We start from the raw sequence: 17687 nt of genomic DNA, 5'->3' as shown, positions 1-17687 counted from the left end.
TATAGAAGAAATGAGGAAATGAAAATGATTTACCCTTACAAGGATAAAATACCGACGATCCACCCTTCCGCATTTATTGCCGACTATGCCACAATCACCGGTGATGTGACTATAGGAGCCGAAACTTCAATTTGGTTTAACACAGTAATCCGAGGCGATGTGAACAAAACAATAATTGGCGACCGTGTCAGCATCCAGGATTTGAGCTGCCTTCACCAAAGTCCCGCTTATCCTCTCATTATTGAAGATGAAGTAACAGTTGGTCATCAAGTTATATTACATAGCTGTACAATTAAAAAACGCGCTTTAGTTGGTATGGGTTCCATCATATTGGACGGGGCCGTTATAGGCGAGGGAGCATTTGTCGGTGCCGGCAGTCTTGTTCCACCGGGAAAAGTGATACCTCCTAATTGTTTAGCAATGGGTCGCCCAGCAAAAGTCGTACGTGAAGTAACTGCAGAAGATCGTGCAGATATGGATCGGATTATTTCCGAATATGTAGCGAAGGGACAATACTATAAATCGCTTCAGAAGTAATTTCACTGTTTGTCGAAATCTCTACCTATTAATTAGATGGTTAACTGGAAATTATAAAAAAGGAGCTATCCATTTAACTGGATGCTCCTTTATTTATTAAATTCCTGCTTTTGCTTTTAATTCAGCTGCTTTATCCGTATTTTCCCATGGCACATTTAAATCTGTGCGACCGAAATGTCCGTATGCTGCTGTTTGCTTATAGATTGGGCGACGTAAATCAAGCATTTTAATAATGCCTGCAGGACGTAAATCAAAAAGTTCACGAACCCAATTTACGATTTGTGATTCAGCTACTTTTCCTGTACCGAACGTATCAACTGCGATTGAAACAGGTTGTGCAACACCGATTGCATATGCCAGTTGCACTTCAGCACGGTCAGCTAAGCCAGCTGCTACAATGTTTTTAGCAACATAGCGTGCTGCATATGCTGCAGAGCGGTCAACTTTCGTTGCATCCTTACCAGAGAATGCTCCGCCACCATGACGCGCATAACCGCCGTAAGTATCAACAATTATTTTACGACCAGTAAGACCTGCATCTCCTTTAGGTCCGCCGATTACGAAGCGGCCTGTCGGGTTGATGAAGTACTTTGTAGCCTCATCCAATAAATGAGCAGGAACTACCGGTTTAATAACGTGTTCTTTAATGTCTGTTTGGATTTGTTCCAATGTTGCTTCTTCATCGTGCTGTGTTGAAATAACGATTGTATCCACACGAACCGGTACATTGTTTTCATCATATTCGATTGTTACTTGTGTTTTACCATCCGGACGTAAATATTCCAATTCCCCTGATTTACGCACTTCTGTTAAACGACGCGCTAATTTGTGAGCTAAAGAAATAGGCATCGGCATAAGTTCAGGTGTTTCGTTACATGCATAACCGAACATTAAACCTTGGTCGCCTGCACCGATTGCTTCAAGTTCATCTTCAGTCATTGAACCTTCACGTGCTTCCAATGCCTGGTCAACACCTTGTGCAATGTCTGGTGATTGTTCTCCCACTGCTACTAGTACTGCAAGATTTTCAGCATCAAAGCCGTACTTACCGCGTGTATAGCCGATTTCTGCTACTGTATCGCGGATAATTCCTTTCATATCTACATAAGTAGAAGTTGTAATTTCACCAGATACTAATACTAAGCCTGTTGTTACCGTAGTTTCACAAGCTACACGTGCATTTGGATCTGCAGCTAAAATAGCGTCTAAAATGGCATCCGAGATTTGATCACAAATTTTGTCCGGATGTCCTTCCGTTACACTTTCTGATGTAAACAGTCGACGATTTGTCATGTCATTTCCTCCTAAATCACTTTGGCAATTGTTTTTTATTGATACGGTACTCATTACCCATGTCCGTCATATTGCAATTACGCTTCTGCGTATCCGCCTTTTTAACGTCAAGCTATATTTGCTTTAACACGAGGGTCTGAAAGGCTGTAACTATATAATTTTCGCTCAGTACGAAATTGCAAAACAAAATAAAAAAAATCCTTTCTCTCATAGCCGTGTTCATCACACGTGAGGAAAGGATATTACGTTTCGTTACCTTTCACTCTTATCGTTCAAGGGAAATTTTGCCCTTGCATCAGGTTGGCACCAACACGTATAAAATATACGCAGGTTGCCGGGTTTCATAGGGCCTGCCCCTCCACCAGCTCGGGATAAGAGTATCCGTTCAATTAAACATCTTACGCAAAAAATCAAGTACTGTCAACAAATTTTGACTTTTTTCGATCCGCTAAAATTTACGAAAAAATAATTTGCAATTAGTATAGATTATTTCACTTAATGTGTTATACTATTTTTGAATTAGGAATCAACTCCCCTCTATAAGGGAATACTATAAAAAAGGATGGTATTTAATAGATGAATTCGGTAGAAATTGCTAACGAGCTGAAAGAACTTTTAAACGGGGAAAACATCAAAACTCAATTATCTGTTCCACAATTAATTGAAAAAGCGACATCACGCGGAGAAGCAACGCTAACTGTTGAAGGTGCATTACGTGCTGAAACAGGCAAGTATACTGGCCGCTCTCCAAAAGATAAATATATAGTAAAAGAAGAAATTTGCGACAATAAAATCGATTGGGGTAAAGTAAACCGTCCGATCTCAGCAGAAGTATTTGATAAACTTTATGTAAAAGTTGTAAATTACTTAAAAGAACGTGACGAGTTATATGTATTCAACGGTTTTGCTGGTGCAGACAAAGAGTCTCAATTATCTATTAAAGTAATTAACGAATATGCTTGGCATAATCTATTCTGTCATCAATTATTCATCCGCCCAACAGCAGAAGAATTGGCTAAACACGCTGCCGAGTTTACAATTGTATCTGCGCCAAACTTCAAAGCAGATCCTGAAGTAGACGGTACTGGATCGGAAACATTTATTATAACATCTATCGAAAAGAAAATCATCTTAATCGGCGGAACTGAGTACGCAGGTGAAATGAAGAAGTCAATCTTCGGTATTATGAACTACTTGTTACCTGAACAAGGTATCTTCCCGATGCACTGCTCTGCTAACGTTGGTGAAGAAGGCGATGTAGCATTATTCTTCGGTTTATCTGGTACAGGAAAAACAACGTTATCAGCTGACAAAGACCGTAAATTAATCGGTGATGATGAGCATGGCTGGTCTGACAATGGCGTATTCAACATTGAAGGTGGTTGCTACGCAAAAACAATCAACCTTTCTGCTGAAAATGAGCCGGAAATATACAATGCGATCCGCTTTGGTTCAGTATTGGAAAACGTTGCTGTAGACCCTGAATCACGTGAATGTGACTATGCAGACGGTTCTTTAACAGAAAACACACGTGTCGCTTATCCAATCGACTTTATCGACAATATTGTCTTACCATCAGTTGCAGGTCATCCAAATACAATCGTCTTCTTAACAGCCGATGCATTTGGTGTATTACCTCCTATCTCTAAATTGACTAAAGAGCAGGCAATGTATCACTTCCTAAGCGGTTTCACTTCTAAACTTGCCGGAACGGAACGTGGTGTAACAGAGCCAGAACCAGTATTCTCAACATGCTTCGGTTCTCCATTCCTACCGCTTGCTGCAACAGTTTATGCAGAGCAATTAGGTAAGAAAATTGATGAGCACGGTTCACAGGTATTCTTAGTAAACACTGGTTGGACTGGTGGCGAATACGGTGTTGGTAGCCGTATGAAACTTTCTTATACACGCGCAATGGTTCGTGCTGCAATCGATGGTAAATTAAATAACGTTGAAACTACACAAGATACTGTATTCGGATTAAACATCCCAGTAGCAGTTGAAGGTGTACCATCTAACGTATTAAATCCTCGTGATGCATGGGCAGATAAAGCTGCATATGACAAAAAGGCTTCTGAGCTGGCTGATCTGTTTAAAAACAACTTCAAGAAATTTGAGAATGTTGACGAAGCAATCGTTCAAAAAGGCGGCCCATTAGTATAATTTACTAGTCAGCTACGTTTAATCAACCAAAAACAGCATTTTTCTCTAAAAGAAAAATGCTGTTTTTTATTATGTGTATCTTATTGGCGTTTCATCCAATCACACAAGTTTTTCACAGTGTCACGGTTTACGTTTGGAGGATAGTGATGCTTTAATCCAGATGAGTACCATGTCTCAACAGATTTCCCTTCCTTTTTTAAGTACTGCTCCAGTTTATAGGCATGCTCTATATCAACATGCTGATCTTCTGTACCATGAATAATGAGTACAGGGGTTTGAATTTTTTCAATTTCAAATAATGGTGTACGGTCATCATAGTTTTCCGGTACTTTATTTGGAGTACCGCCAACAATTCTTTTTAAGCCGCGCCGCATATCAATACGGTCCCAATATGTTGCTGTCGCATCCGATACACCTGCCCAAGTTACGAGCGATTTAATATCATCACGTAAAATCGCTGTCCACAATACCATTAACCCGCCGCGGGAAAAACCATATAAATTCACTTTGTCCACTTGAATAAATTGCTTCAGTACTACTATGCCGTTAACCGCATCATAACGGTCATCACCGGCAAATTCATCCTTACCTTCTCCTCCGCGATTTCCCCGATAATAAGGAGCAAATACAATGAAGCCTTGCATCGCAAATTGGGCAATACGTGCAGGTCTGACCATGCCGATTGATTGGAGTCCCCCACGCAAATATAAAAGAGCTTCATATGTACCAGGGGCTTTAGGACGCGCCAATAATCCTTTAACACGCAGTCCTTGTGACCAATACGTAATTTCATCTAATCGGATATGAGGATTTGGTGATGGGTAATTGCGTATCGTAAAAATCTTACCATTGTCTTTCATGATTTTTCACTTCCTGCAACATCTTTTTCATTCCTGCATCCCGCATATAGAAACTTAATTTTGGCTGCTGCCAAAGCTCTTCTTCTGTCAGCCATAGCATGCCTTCTGTTTCATGGTCTCCTGTAAAAGGTTCAATGTCCTTTACCTTAGCAGTAAAGACGGCTTTGCAAAAAGGAATCTCATCATGCACAATATAGTAGGCAAACCATTTTACATCTTCTATGACCACATTTGCTTCTTCGTAAACTTCACGGATAGCCGCTTCGTATAATGTTTCTCCGGGCTCCTGCTTGCCGCCTGGAAACTCGACACCACGACGATGATGAATCGTGCATAACCATTTCCCTTTATATTGTACGAGTGCCAATACATGCTTCGGTTCAACTTCGAAAGGTCCTTCATCAAATCTTAAATCTACTTTTAAATTGTTTTCATCGATAAATGTAAACATCTTTTCGCTCAACTCCTACTATATAGTGTAGCGAACAGATGTCTCCCGTTCAATCAAATCGTCTAATTAGCGAGTAAAGTACGGCAGTTGCTCGACAAATTTCTTCGCTTCCTCATCACCGAATTCATGAATCAAGGCATAGACTTTTTTCAGACGGTTGTCGATCTCATGATTTAATCTGTCCAAATGATATGGAATAAACGGCATATGGGCACGGAATGCATTTGAGGACTCCAGCTGCTGCATCTGATTAAACAGCTTCATAAATACACGCGCTTTTAACGGCTCCATTTTCAATACAAATTCATAGGATGATCCAGGTTGCAAATTGCATGTTAAATTGGCAACGGATACATAAACATTATTTTTTTCCATTATTCTCACCTCATATTTAAGGTGGTCTGCAAGAAACTTGTTTATACATTGGAAGTATTTCGTGCAGCCATTCTGTATTCCAACGAACGAAAAAACGACCCCGCATTTGGAGTCGTTTATCTGATATTAGTTGCCTAAATAAGCATTTAACATCCATGTATGTTTCTCTAGGCTTTGGAATTGAGCGTTCAGTAAATCCTCTGTACGATCATCGCCTTCTTCTGAAGCCGTTTCCATTGCCTTATTTAAAGCTTCCATAATCGTTTTGAAGTCTTCAATTAATTTAGAAACCATTTCCTCTGTTTCTTCTTTTCCTGAAGCCTCTTCAATTAGAGAAAGCTCTAAATGTTCCTTTAATGTTGCAACAGGCTTGCCGCCCTTCGTTAAAATACGTTCTGCAATTTCATCTAAATTTAATGTTACTTCGTTGTAAAGCTCTTCAAATTTGACGTGTAATGTAAAGAATGATGGTCCGTTTACATACCAGTGATAGTTATGTAACTTTGTGTACATTACCGACCATGTTGCTACTAAATCATTTAATTGTGTGTTTAATTGTTTCTTTGCCATTGTCCTTCACCTCATAAATTATATTTAAAACTTCTTAGCGAAATTTTAATCCTGATATAAAATCAGCTTACCATTTCTATTATTTTTAGAAATGTATCATTGCTTGTATTATATCCGTTCTCGCACTTCTTAAAACATTTAGTTCAACCATTATTCACACTCACCACAACTTTTTCCTGTAAAATGGAAGGAAATGAGGTGGAAAAGATGAGCTTACCTATTGTATTGATTATTATCGTAACGATTATGGGGATATTCGCATTCTCTATTATTTTACTTGCTCGGAAAAACAGCGTATCATTAAAACAAACCGTTGATGACAAACCAATTCGGACTTATAAAAATGGAGAACAAAAATAGCAATGAGAAAACTATTTATCGGATTAATCCGGATTTATCAAAAATATATTTCGCCAATGACGCCACCTTCTTGCCGGTTCCATCCAACCTGCTCACACTATGGAATTGAAGCAATTCAAAAACATGGTGCAATTAAAGGATCGATCATGACTGTTATTCGAATACTAAAATGTCAGCCGCTTCATCCAGGTGGATTCGATCCAGTACCTGAAAAATGGCCTTCGAAAAAAAAATAATTTTCGAAGGCTTTTTATATTGTTTTTTTTTATTGAATCCTGTATGATTGAAAATGTTCAAAAAATACAAATCGTAATTATTACTATTAAGGAGACTTATTTATAATGAAAAAATGGTTCTCATTCATTTCGATGTTTACATTAATTTTATTATTAGCTGCTTGTAATGCAGACGAAACTAAAAAGGATACAAGTGAGCCGCAGAAAAATGAAGATTCACTCTCGGTTTATACAACCGTTTATCCATTGCAATATTTCACAGAACAAATCGGTGGAGAGTTTGTTGATGTCTCTTCAATTTATCCAGCAGGTGCAAATGAACATTCATTTGAACCGACTCAAAAAGATATGATGGCGTTAGCAGATGCGGATTTATTTTTCTATGTCGGTCTTGGATTAGAAGGTTTTGTTGAAAATGCGGAAAAAACTTTGGCAAATGAAGATGTAAAATTAGTTCCTACAGCTGCCAATGTAACGGAAGATCAGCTTCATATTTCAACAGGACATACACATGCTGAGCATGAGGAACATGATGACCATGAACATGATCATGGAGAAGAGCATGCACACGAAGAACATGATGCCCATGTTTGGTTATCACCGGTCATTTCACAGCAGTTGGCATTAACGATTAAAGATGAACTTGTCGCGGCGTTACCGGAACATGAAGCAATATTCAATTCAAACTACGAGCAATTAGTAACAGAACTTGCAACATTGCATTCAGACTTTGAAGCGATGGCTGCAGCTACGACGAAGAAAACTTTCTTTGTATCGCATGCAGCATTCGGCTATATTGCGGGACATTACGGCTTCAATCAAGTTCCTGTAGCTGGTCTTAACTCACAAAGTGAACCTTCACAAAAGGAGTTAACGGCAATTGTTGATTTAGCAAATAAAGAAGAAATCCAATATATTTTCTTCGAGCAGAATGTTTCTTCAAAATTAACGGAAATAATTCAAAAAGAAGTAAATGCAGAAACATTAACATTGCATAATTTAAGTGTTTTAACAAAAGAAGATATCCAAAACAATGAAGACTACTTTACATTAATGCGTAAAAATATGGAAGTCCTCAAACAAGCTTTAAGCAATTAATAACACAAAAGGTCCAAGCAATCATTATGCTTGGACCTTTTTTATTTCCTCTTCACTCTTCCAGCAGCTGCATCAACTTTCTTCGTAAAAGCTTATTTGAGCCGCTTCGAGGTAAATGGCTAACAAAATGAACTTGTTTCGGTACTTTATAATTTGCTAAGTGCTGTGTGCAGAAGTCGATGATTTCTTGTTCTGTTATCTGTTTTTTTGCAACAATAAAGGCTACAGGTACTTGTCCCCATTTGTCATGCTCTATTCCACAAACGCCCGCCTCTTTTACGTTCGGATGTCCGAGGAGAATGTTTTCAATTTCAGCAGGATAAATATTTTCGCCACCTGAAATAATTAAGTCGCTGCGGCGATCGACGACATACAGATATCCTTGTTCATCTAAATAACCGACATCTCCTGTATGAAGCCAGCCATTGATGGTCGTCGGTTTGTCTTTAAAGCGGCCGATATATTTGGGTGTTACATGAGGTCCGCGGATTAAAATTTCACCTATGGAGTCCCCTTCTTTTACATCAATTTTAATTTCATTGAAAAACAGAGGCTTGCCGGCAGAACCGATATATGTCATGGCATCCTCGTTTGCCAATGTCGCGGTTTGTGAAGACGTTTCAGTCATCCCGTAAGTTTGGGCAACATGTAAATCCAGTTTTTCCGCACGCTTTAAATAATCGGCCGGTACTGGACCGCCACCTGCCAAAGCGGTTGTAAAATGCGGATGTGCTTTTTGGCCCGCCTGCTCCATTTCGGAAAGTATATTTTCAAGAATGACCGAAACGACCGACATTTTCGTAACGGTACCTTCCATAATTTCCTGAGCACACTCTTTGGCATCGAATTTTTCATATAAACGTATTTTCATCCCATACAGCAATGAACGGACGACAATCGAAAAACCACTTATATGAAAAATCGGAACAGTACAAAGCCATGTATCCTTCTCTGAAATGCCTAAGTTCAATGCTGAGCTGATTGCGCTGGAACTATGGTTTGAAACAGTCTGGCAAACGCCCTTCGGAAACCCTGTTGTTCCGGATGTATACATGATTGTCAGTGCAAAGTCCTCTTCCCACTGTGCTGCAATCTCATATTCCGACTCAGTTGTCTCATAAAGTTTGGAAAATGGAATGATCCGGGCATCATCAGGAAGTTTGGCAAGCTCTTCATCGGCTACTAATATCGCTTCTACTTCTGCATCCTCAACTTGATACGCAAGCTCCTGCTTAGCAAGTCTTCCATTTAGCAGCACCATCTCACACTGTGCCTGCATACATGCATAAAGCAGTTCGATTAAAGGCGGTGTAGAAGGTGCTAAAATAGCTACCCGTTTTCCGTTTGTTAACCGAAGTGTATTTAATTTATATGCTAAGCTGACAGACTTTAAATAAAGCTCTTTAAACGTCCATTGCTCGTTATGAAAGCTCAGTGCAACCCGATTCGGTGTCAAATAGGCACGTTGCTTAATCCAGTTTGGCTGCATCCATTTTTCCTCCTATCGTAAAGAAAAGGGATGTCCAAAGTTTTCGGACATCCCTTTTGAATATTATAACGAACAAATCAAGGGAAACGTGGGAATTGACCGAAGTCTGGTTTACGTTTCTCTTTGAATGCATCGCGGCCTTCTTTTGCTTCATCAGTTGTGTAGTAAAGAAGTGTCGCATCACCAGCAAGCTGTTGGATACCAGCTAAGCCGTCAGTGTCTGCGTTCATTGCAGCTTTTAAGAAACGTAATGCTGTTGGAGACATTTCCAGCATCTCTTCACACCATTTTACTGTTTCATCTTCTAACTGCTCATATGGTACAACTGTGTTTACTAAGCCCATTTCAAGTGCTTGCTGCGCATCGTACTGACGGCATAGGTACCAGATTTCACGAGCCTTTTTGTGTCCTACGATACGTGCTAGGTAACCTGAACCGTAACCAGCATCGAACGAACCCACTTTAGGTCCTGTTTGACCGAAACGTGCATTTTCTGCAGCGATTGTTAAGTCACAAACTACGTGCAGTACGTGACCGCCGCCGATTGCATAACCTGCTACCATCGCTACAACCGGTTTAGGAATTTTACGGATTAACGTTTGTAAATCCAAAACGTTTAAGCGAGGAATTTCATCATCGCCTACATAGCCGCCATGACCGCGCACTTTTTGGTCGCCGCCTGAGCAGAATGCATGCTCGCCCTCACCTGTTAAAATAATTACGCCAACACGCTCATCATCACGGGCACGTGTGAAAGCATCGATCATTTCCGCTGTTGTTTTTGGACGGAAAGCGTTGCGAACTTCTGGACGGTTAATCGTAATTTTTGCGATTCCGTTATAGTATTCATACTTAATATCTTCGTAAGTATGTAAAGATGTCCATAGACGTTGCTTTGTCATATATATTGCCTCCTAATTCGGTTATGAAATCGTTTCCTTTACTATTGTAGCAAACTTTGTCGGATTTTCCACATGAATTGCGTGGCCAACTGCTGGAATTATAAGATGATTTGCTTTTTCGATACGCTCTTGCATTTCATTGTTTAATTGAACGAATTTTCCGTCAAGCTGTCCGGTTAGGAGTGTCACAGGCATTGTTAATGTATCAAGCTTGCCCCAAAGTTCCGGCATTACACCTGTCCCCATACCGCGCAGACTGTTTGCAAGACCGATTTCCCTTTGCTGTATTCGCTCGGATCGAATTTCCTGCTGTACTTCTGCAGGAAGACTTTTTTGAGAAGCAAACAGAGCAATATTTTCCCACTTGTTTACGAATGACTCAATCCCATTTTCAAGTATCTTTTCCGCGAGTGTACCATCCGCCTGTTTTCGTATAGTACGCTGCTGTTCATCCATTAGACCGGGAGAAGCACTTTCCAAAAGCAGATGCTTGATTCCAGATGGATAACGAACCGCATAGCTCAGTGCCACACGACCTCCCATCGAATACCCTACCAGCGAGAAAGTATCAAGCTGTAGTTGATGAAACAGTTCATTCAGCAGTTCCACTTGAAATGCCATCGAGTAGAATTCAACAGTACCCGGTGCTGCTGTTTTACCGTGTCCGATTAAATCAACAGCAATACACCGGATGTCTGACGGCAGTTGCGAAACAATCTTTTCCCAAGTATTTGTGCTCCCAGTAAAACCGTGGAGAAATACAATCGTTTGAGTTGCCTGTTCATTCCACTGTTCAATATGCACATCCAACCCTTTTACAGTGAATCGAGCCATTGTTCCATCACCTCTTGAATCCGTGCCCATAGCTGACGGTGCTGCTTCACATTCTCTTCCCGATCTGTAAATGCTTCGATTAGTTTAATTGATGTTTCTTTATCCGCAGCCAATGCAGTCGTAAATTGCTCCAATGATGTTGCTTTTACGTAATCCAGCTCATACATTTTGGCCATTTGTTCGAATGTCAATGCAGTCGGTGTACCAAAAAGATCTTCATAATGCTCCTCAACCTTCGATTGCGGTAAATAAGAGAAAATGCCGCCACCGTCATTATTCATGACTATTACCGTTAAATCGCATTGCTGATAACGGCTTGCAACAAATGCATTAGCATCATGCAAAAATGCTAAATCGCCAATCAATAAATACGTTTTGCGGTTTTTGCGACCATTACTGAAGCCAAGTGCTGTAGATGTTACCCCATCAATTCCATTTGCTCCGCGGTTTGCGAAAATTTGAACAGGGCGATTTTGAGTAAGTAAAAACGTATCAATATCACGAATCGGCATACTGCTGCTGACATAAATGTCGGAATTTTCTTCAATACTTGTAAGGAATGCCTGTACCATTGCCCCTTCGTCATCGGCAAATTGACTGTACTTTTCAATGACATCAGCAGCTAGCAAATCCGCCATTTTCCAAAATTGAACGTATGCCATTTCTGCTTGAGAATGCCCTAATTTCACATCCGACAGCCATTCTCCAGGTAAGGCATGAATGAAATGTGTCGACATATGAGTAGAATCTCTATACATCGGATCTTCATCGATGACAATATAGCTTTGCGGGTTCGCCTGTACGATAAACTGCATTAAAAATTTAGAAACAGGCTGTGCCCCGAATCGAATGACCGTTTGTGGTCGGACATTTCGCTTGAAGCGCTCATTTTTCATCAATGCATCATATGTAGTAATCGCATATATTTGGCAATCTTCCGGAATTTCTGTGCGCAAGTTCGATAAGCTTTCAATCATTACCGGCCATTTCACTTCACGAATAAAATCCCATAAATGTTCCGTGTTCGTTCCTAACGGCAATTCTCCTACGATCAGGATCCCAGTCGTTGTTTGTTCAATGATTTCTGTCAGTTCAGTTACCGCTTGCTTGGAAGGCTGAAGCTCATTTGTATAGCTTTTAATATAGCTTGAAACCGGCAATTTTTCCGCAAAATCAATGATTAACGGTTCACGGAACGGTATATTTAAATGGACTGGTCCAAACGGTGCTGTCGTTGCAATATTTACCGCACGCACTGTATGGCGTTCGATAAATGGAATCGTTTGCGGTGCCTCATCCGGAATCGGAAATTCTGCCGACCATTTCACATTTTCACCGTATAACCGCACTTGATTGATCGTTTGAGGTGCTCCTACTTCACGCAATTCATGCGGACGGTCTGCTGTTAAAACGATTAGCGGCACTCGAGCATATTTTGCTTCGACAATGGCAGGATAGTAATTGGCCGCTGCTGTTCCTGATGTACATACGAGTACGACTGGTTTTGCCGTCGATTTAGCTAAGCCAAGCGCATAAAAGGCTGCGGCCCGTTCATCGACTTGGCGATGCATTTCGATTTCCTTCGTTGAGGCAAATGCATAGGCAAGCGGTGTAGAGCGGGAGCCGGGACTTACGACAACCTGCTCTACACCAGATGCTACTAACGCTGACACAATTGTATAAACATAGTTGGATAATACTTCACGATCATTCATGTAATTGGCCTCCTAAAGCTCGAAGCATTGGACGGAATTTCACGAGTGTCTCTTCATATTCCGATTGTGCTTCCGAATCTTCGACAATGCCTCCGCCTGCATATAAATACGCTTTATCCTGTACTAATGCTGCCGAACGAATTGCTACTGCAAACTCGCCATTACCATCGGCATCCAGCCAGCCGATTGGTGCCGCATACAGCCCTCGATTCATCGGCTCATATGTCCGGATTATTTCCATTGCCTGTTCACGCGGAACACCGCCTAAAGCTGGTGTTGGATGCAAATGTTTTACGAGTTGCAAAATTGTTGCATCTTCATTCAACTGTCCTTCAACAGGTGTATATAAATGCTGAATATCACGAATTTTTAATAGCTTCGGTCCATGAGGGACTTTTACTTTTGTACAATTCTTGTTAAACGTATCGGTAATCATCTCAACAACATAATGATGCTCACCCAGATTTTTCAGATCGCTCAGCAATGTTTTTCCTAATTCCTCGTCGGCTTCAGCTGTTGTACCGCGCTTAATCGAGCCTGCTACACATGAAGAATAGGCACGCCCGCTGTCTACTTTTACTAAACGTTCCGGTGAAGCGCCGTAAAACAGTAAATCACCATGCTCCAAGCCAAACAAATAGCTCTCCGGCTGCTCATGTACGACATGTGACAGAATTTGCGGAGATGTAATCGTTTCCTCAAATTGCAATGCTAAAGATCTTGCAATGACAACCTTTTGCGCTTCGTTTGCTTTGATCAGTCCTGTCACCTTAGTGATGGAATTCAAATATTCCTGCTTATACGGTTCCATATAGCTTGTCATCGTCGGTTTCGGATAAGTTTTAACTTCCTTCACCTGTGCTGCATGAATGAGTTCATCACGTTCTTTACGAAGTGCTTCAAAAGTTTTCGCGCTGTTTTCCTTATCCGTAATATAGTTAATTGTTACATAAGCTTTGTCATTGCGAATAACTAACTGATGTGTTGCGACAGTAAAATAGCTTTGCGGGAAATTTGTCCATTCCGGCGAAACTTCATTTTGCGGATCAAAAGTAAAGCCGCCGAAAAGGATTGGCTGCAGATGCTGATCTTCCTGTATGATTTGACTCGTCAGTTTTTTCCATTCACGTTCCACTAAATCGAAACGAGCGTCAGAAGCATAGTTTTCGATTGTATAGGCATGTCCTAAACCAACCAAAGTGAAGGTTTTTTCACGATTTTGCCAGTAGTTTCGTTTCCCTTTATACTTCGATTCGCCTGCGGCAAAAAATGCCAATGCGGATAATCGGCTTACTTCGATTGTTTCCATATAAAAAATTTGCTTTGAATTTGAGCCTACTTCTATTTCAGTGGCGTTGTACCACTTGTGTTGCATGAAAATTCCCTCCGTCATGTTGCAAATTCACTAAGTATGATGCAAGTATAGCGTTATTTTAATACGTGCCTGAATTTTTATATAATTTGCTCATTTTTTTTGCGTTCGCGCAGTAAATAATACCTTCTTATCATAACATTTTTCGAGCAAACGTTACATGTATTGTCTCTTCACTCTGTTCAATTTGTTTTATTTGCATTACAATAGTTTAGATAATTGTATTTAGTTAGGAGCGTTTTTTTATGACAAAAGTCGTTGAAGCGGACAAGGGATTTAAAGTTTGGTGGCATTTAACACGTCCCCACACATTAACAGCTTCATTTGTACCGGTATTATTAGGTACGTCTATGGCACTTTCAATAAATCATGAAACAATTCATTTCGGACTATTTTTCGCAATGCTTATTGCGAGTATGCTAATACAGGCAGCAACTAATATGTTCAATGAATATTATGATTATAAACTAGGCCTGGATAATGAAAATTCAGTCGGTATTGGGGGCACAATCGTCCGACATGGTGTAGCACCAAAAACAATTATGGCTATTGCGCTAAGCTTTTACGGCATTGCGATGCTATTAGGTGTTTACATATGTGCCATGACATCCTGGTGGCTTGTTGCTGTCGGTCTTGTATGTATGCTGATCGGCTATTTGTATACCGGAGGACCGTATCCGATTGCTTATTCACCGTTCGGGGAGCTGGTTTCAGGGGCCGTAATGGGTATGGGTATTGTTCTAATAGCCTTCTTTATTCAAACAGGAGATGTAACAGCTGATGCTGTAATTATTTCTGTACCAAGTATGATTTTAGTTGGGGCCATTATGCTTTCTAATAATATTCGGGATATTGTTGGAGATACAGAAGGCGGACGTAAAACGATGGCCATTTTAGTTGGCCGACATAACGCTGTAACAGTACTTGCTGGTTTCTTTATAGTTTCGTATATTTGGATCTTCGTTCTTGTAGTTCTGGGCCATTTAACACCATGGGCACTGCTTGTATTATTAAGCGTGAAGAAACCGATTGAAGCGATTAAATTATTCCGGGCAAAAGAAAAACCGCTTGAAGTAATGCCGGCAATGAAATATACAGCCCAAACAAACACGATTTTCGGTTTCTTGTTGGCTGTAGGTCTATTAATTTCATATTTCATTTAAAACTAGTAGAGGTATGTTGAATAATCAACATACCTCTTTTACTATTGCGTCACTTCTTCTACATGATCTATACATGTTAAAGCTGTCGGAATCGCTTCTAAACGCTCAAAAGGAATCTCTTTTCCACATACGATACATTCCCCGTATGTGCCCTCATCCATTGCGTTTAGAGCCGTTTGAATTCTTTCGATTTCGTCTTCCTTCAACTCGCTTAATGTTTTTTCTGTAACAATTGTCGTTAAATCGGTTGCTGCATCTGCTGGATGATTATCAACTGCAGTTATTTCTGTATCCTCTAATGGCGGTTCTTCATTAACATGCTCCTGCAAGGTTGCAAGCTCCTCTTCCAAGATGCTGCGCAATTGTTGTAATTGATTGATATCCATATAAAATCCCCCTTTTTTCTAATAATAAAATATTACCTATATGAGGATTTCTAAACATCTTTTCTTATTTGTTCGCTGCATATACAGCGATTACATCATGCAAAAATTGTGTAGCACCGGGATCGACACGCTCATCATAGTAAGCAGTAAACCGTTCATCGCTTACATAAATTTGCGCTAGGCCTATATGTGCTTCTGGGGTATACTTTGCCCAGGAGAAGCTTAGCCAGCGTTTATGAAGCTCCGCTGCTTCCATAGCAACGTCTGACGTTACATCTCCGGACGCCATCGCTTCTTTTAATCGTTCAAACAGTTGATTTTCTAATTGCTGCATCGCATTATATTGCTCTTCTGTCATTTCCCTAAATTTTTTATTGCTCGCTTCCACTTGAGCTTCACCGTATTTATCACGTATTTCGTGGCCATAGCTCTTTTCATTTTCTTTAATCAATTTGTTTTTAAACACGTCAAACTTTTGTTCATTTGTCATCATAAGTTCCCCTTCCATCGTTTGTATTGTTTGTTCTATTGTTATTAGGAGATCATCGATAAATTGTCTTTTCTTTTTTAAAAGCTCGGATTGTTTTTTTAGTGCTTCTTTTACTTCATAATCAGGATGATCGAGCAATTTTTTTATTTCCTCTAATTTAAAATCAAGCTCCCGGTAAAATAGTATTTGCTGTAACCGGTCAATATCCTCTTGGCTATATTGCCGGTAGCCATTTCCCCCAACTGCAGAAGGTCTCAGCAAACCTATTTCATCATAATAACGTAGTGTGCGTGCACTCACACCCGATAGCTTGACTAGTTCGTTAATTAGCACGTGACCACCTCCTATTTAGTACTATAAAGGTTGACGCAACGTGAAGGTCAATAGCAAAAGATATTTTCTAAATTATTTCTATAAAAAAGAAGCTAACCTAAGTTTTCAGGCTGCTTCAATTTAACATCTTTTCTAATCTCGGGATAAACTCAAGCAAATAGCTTTCAGGTAGTGCAGACATTTGTTCTAGTCCGATCTGTTTCACTTCATAATGACGTAAATCTTTTACGTATTTATAACCCGATACTTCGATTTTCTTTATTTTACGTGTAGCAAGCAATTTAAATTGTTTTAAGTTAGCAGAGTATATACCATCGAGTTCTTCGCGTTGAAGTGTAAACTGATCAATTCCTCCTGTTAACTCATAAACAAATACATTTGCAAACTCATAATCCTTAATTTTTTCATTGTCTATACTGTACGGAATAACTCCAAGTGACGTTAATTGCGAAAACATTACTTTAATTCCTACTTCTTCCTCTAATTCGCGTACACCATCCTCAATCGTCTCCGTTGCCAGTATATGACCCGCTGCCGTAATATCAAATTGATTTGGGTAATCCTTTTTATTTTTGCTTCTAAGCTGTAAATAAATGCGCCACTCAGAATTTGTTTTTTCAATAATCCAGCAATGAAACACTTCATGCCAATAACCTTTTGCATGAATGAGATCACGTTGTTCAATGCCCGTTTCCTTATAATCTTGATCAAATACTCTTAAACGTTCATTCACAAGCCCAGCTCCTTTTATACAAAAAAAACGCTAAGTACATTGTAATATGTACTTAGCGTTTTCTGTTTTCCTATGTATGACCCGTACGGGATTCGAACCCGTGTTACCGCCGTGAAAGGGCGGTGTCTTAACCACTTGACCAACGGGCCGATGGCGGAGACAGAGGGATTTGAACCCTCGCGCCGCTTACGCGACCTACACCCTTAGCAGGGGCGCCTCTTCAGCCTCTTGAGTATGTCCCCTAAAATAGAAAAAATGGCTCCGAAGGCAGGACTCGAACCTGCGACCTGCCGGTTAACAGCCGGATGCTCTACCAACTGAGCTACT

The 17687-nt window shown here is 40.2% G+C and carries 19 protein-coding genes, 2 tRNA genes and 1 riboswitch; of the genes, 6 read left to right on the top strand and 15 right to left on the bottom strand.

Annotated elements, in window-relative coordinates:
• The first annotated feature begins 24 nt into the window (after window positions 1–24).
• A complete protein-coding gene (locus ABS917_RS04390) occupies window positions 25–537 on the top strand; it encodes a gamma carbonic anhydrase (RefSeq protein WP_350477853.1) in 513 nt (170 codons plus the stop codon).
• 96 nt (window positions 538–633) lie between these two features.
• On the opposite strand, the gene metK is transcribed toward ABS917_RS04390, so the two are convergent.
• Window positions 634–1830 (bottom strand): methionine adenosyltransferase, encoded by a 1197-nt coding sequence (metK, locus tag ABS917_RS04385; RefSeq protein WP_350477852.1) that lies wholly within the window; start codon window positions 1828–1830, stop codon window positions 634–636.
• Window positions 1831–2092: 262 nt separating this feature from the next.
• A riboswitch (SAM riboswitch) is annotated at window positions 2093–2208 on the bottom strand.
• Between the two features lie 198 nt (window positions 2209–2406).
• Between metK and pckA the strand changes: the two genes are divergently transcribed.
• Window positions 2407–3993, top strand: a complete 1587-nt coding sequence (pckA, locus tag ABS917_RS04380; RefSeq protein WP_350477851.1) for a phosphoenolpyruvate carboxykinase (ATP) — start codon at window positions 2407–2409, stop codon at window positions 3991–3993.
• A gap of 80 nt (window positions 3994–4073) precedes the next feature.
• Here pckA and ABS917_RS04375 read toward each other — a convergent pair whose 3' ends face one another.
• The 4 genes from ABS917_RS04375 to ABS917_RS04360 all read right to left on the bottom strand — a co-directional run bounded on the left by ABS917_RS04375 (window position 4074) and on the right by ABS917_RS04360 (window position 6249).
• Window positions 4074–4853, bottom strand: a complete 780-nt coding sequence (locus tag ABS917_RS04375; RefSeq protein ID WP_350477850.1) for an alpha/beta hydrolase family protein — start codon at window positions 4851–4853, stop codon at window positions 4074–4076.
• Complete coding sequence (locus ABS917_RS04370; RefSeq protein ID WP_251686424.1) at window positions 4837–5304, bottom strand: NUDIX hydrolase; 468 nt, start codon at window positions 5302–5304, stop codon at window positions 4837–4839. Before ABS917_RS04370 ends, ABS917_RS04375 begins: the two co-directional genes overlap by 17 nt.
• A 66-nt stretch (window positions 5305–5370) precedes the next feature.
• Window positions 5371–5679, bottom strand: coding sequence for a transposase (locus ABS917_RS04365; RefSeq protein ID WP_350477849.1), 309 nt, complete (start codon window positions 5677–5679; stop codon window positions 5371–5373).
• 126 nt (window positions 5680–5805) lie between these two features.
• Entirely contained in the window at window positions 5806–6249 is a 444-nt protein-coding gene (locus ABS917_RS04360; RefSeq protein WP_350477848.1) for a Dps family protein, read from the bottom strand.
• Window positions 6250–6456: 207 nt separating this feature from the next.
• Here ABS917_RS04360 and ABS917_RS04355 point away from each other — a divergent pair, with 207 nt between their 5' ends.
• The 3 genes from ABS917_RS04355 (at window position 6457) to ABS917_RS04345 (ending at window position 7943) form a co-directional block, all read left to right on the top strand.
• Window positions 6457–6609, top strand: coding sequence for a hypothetical protein (locus tag ABS917_RS04355; protein WP_340716043.1), 153 nt, complete (start codon window positions 6457–6459; stop codon window positions 6607–6609).
• Between the two features lie 2 nt (window positions 6610–6611).
• On the top strand, window positions 6612–6845 hold the full coding sequence (gene yidD, locus ABS917_RS04350) for a membrane protein insertion efficiency factor YidD (protein ID WP_350477847.1): 234 nt from the start codon (window positions 6612–6614) through the stop codon (window positions 6843–6845).
• A gap of 105 nt (window positions 6846–6950) precedes the next feature.
• The gene (locus ABS917_RS04345; RefSeq protein ID WP_350477846.1) at window positions 6951–7943 is read left to right on the top strand and encodes a metal ABC transporter solute-binding protein, Zn/Mn family; all 993 of its coding nucleotides are present in this window, start codon (window positions 6951–6953) and stop codon (window positions 7941–7943) included.
• A 52-nt stretch (window positions 7944–7995) separates the two neighbouring features.
• On the opposite strand, the gene ABS917_RS04340 is transcribed toward ABS917_RS04345, so the two are convergent.
• The 5 genes from ABS917_RS04340 to ABS917_RS04320 all read right to left on the bottom strand — a co-directional run bounded on the left by ABS917_RS04340 (window position 7996) and on the right by ABS917_RS04320 (window position 14258).
• Entirely contained in the window at window positions 7996–9432 is a 1437-nt protein-coding gene (locus tag ABS917_RS04340; protein WP_350477845.1) for an o-succinylbenzoate--CoA ligase, read from the bottom strand.
• 77 nt (window positions 9433–9509) lie between these two features.
• Complete coding sequence (gene menB, locus ABS917_RS04335) at window positions 9510–10334, bottom strand: 1,4-dihydroxy-2-naphthoyl-CoA synthase (protein ID WP_340716047.1); 825 nt, start codon at window positions 10332–10334, stop codon at window positions 9510–9512.
• Between the two features lie 21 nt (window positions 10335–10355).
• A complete protein-coding gene (gene menH, locus ABS917_RS04330) occupies window positions 10356–11168 on the bottom strand; it encodes a 2-succinyl-6-hydroxy-2,4-cyclohexadiene-1-carboxylate synthase (protein WP_350477844.1) in 813 nt (270 codons plus the stop codon).
• Window positions 11150–12883, bottom strand: coding sequence for a 2-succinyl-5-enolpyruvyl-6-hydroxy-3-cyclohexene-1-carboxylic-acid synthase (gene menD / locus ABS917_RS04325; protein ID WP_350477843.1), 1734 nt, complete (start codon window positions 12881–12883; stop codon window positions 11150–11152). Before menD ends, menH begins: the two co-directional genes overlap by 19 nt.
• A complete protein-coding gene (locus ABS917_RS04320) occupies window positions 12876–14258 on the bottom strand; it encodes an isochorismate synthase (RefSeq protein ID WP_350477842.1) in 1383 nt (460 codons plus the stop codon). Before ABS917_RS04320 ends, menD begins: the two co-directional genes overlap by 8 nt.
• Window positions 14259–14500: 242 nt before the next feature.
• Between ABS917_RS04320 and ABS917_RS04315 the strand changes: the two genes are divergently transcribed.
• Window positions 14501–15418 carry a 1,4-dihydroxy-2-naphthoate polyprenyltransferase gene (locus ABS917_RS04315; RefSeq protein WP_350477841.1) on the top strand — a complete coding sequence of 306 codons (918 nt, stop codon included), beginning with the start codon at window positions 14501–14503 and terminating at the stop codon, window positions 15416–15418.
• A 41-nt stretch (window positions 15419–15459) separates the two neighbouring features.
• Here the strand turns inward: ABS917_RS04315 and ABS917_RS04310 are convergent, their stop codons facing one another.
• The 5 genes from ABS917_RS04310 to ABS917_RS04290 all read right to left on the bottom strand — a co-directional run bounded on the left by ABS917_RS04310 (window position 15460) and on the right by ABS917_RS04290 (window position 17602).
• Window positions 15460–15804, bottom strand: coding sequence for a TraR/DksA C4-type zinc finger protein (locus ABS917_RS04310; RefSeq protein WP_350477840.1), 345 nt, complete (start codon window positions 15802–15804; stop codon window positions 15460–15462).
• A 64-nt stretch (window positions 15805–15868) separates the two neighbouring features.
• Window positions 15869–16627 carry a MerR family transcriptional regulator gene (locus ABS917_RS04305; RefSeq protein WP_350477839.1) on the bottom strand — a complete coding sequence of 253 codons (759 nt, stop codon included), beginning with the start codon at window positions 16625–16627 and terminating at the stop codon, window positions 15869–15871.
• 115 nt (window positions 16628–16742) lie between these two features.
• Window positions 16743–17360: an NUDIX hydrolase gene (locus ABS917_RS04300; protein WP_350477838.1), complete on the bottom strand. Its 618-nt coding sequence runs from the start codon at window positions 17358–17360 to the stop codon at window positions 16743–16745.
• A gap of 77 nt (window positions 17361–17437) precedes the next feature.
• A tRNA-Glu gene (locus tag ABS917_RS04295) sits at window positions 17438–17509 on the bottom strand.
• A gap of 2 nt (window positions 17510–17511) precedes the next feature.
• Window positions 17512–17602: transfer RNA gene (locus ABS917_RS04290), tRNA-Ser, on the bottom strand.
• Between the last annotated feature and the right edge of the window lie 85 nt (window positions 17603–17687).

It is taken from the genome of Solibacillus sp., from assembly GCF_040273735.1.
Classification (GTDB): Bacteria; Bacillota; Bacilli; order Bacillales_A; family Planococcaceae; genus Solibacillus.
This window is presented reverse-complemented; position numbering and strand designations above follow the sequence as displayed.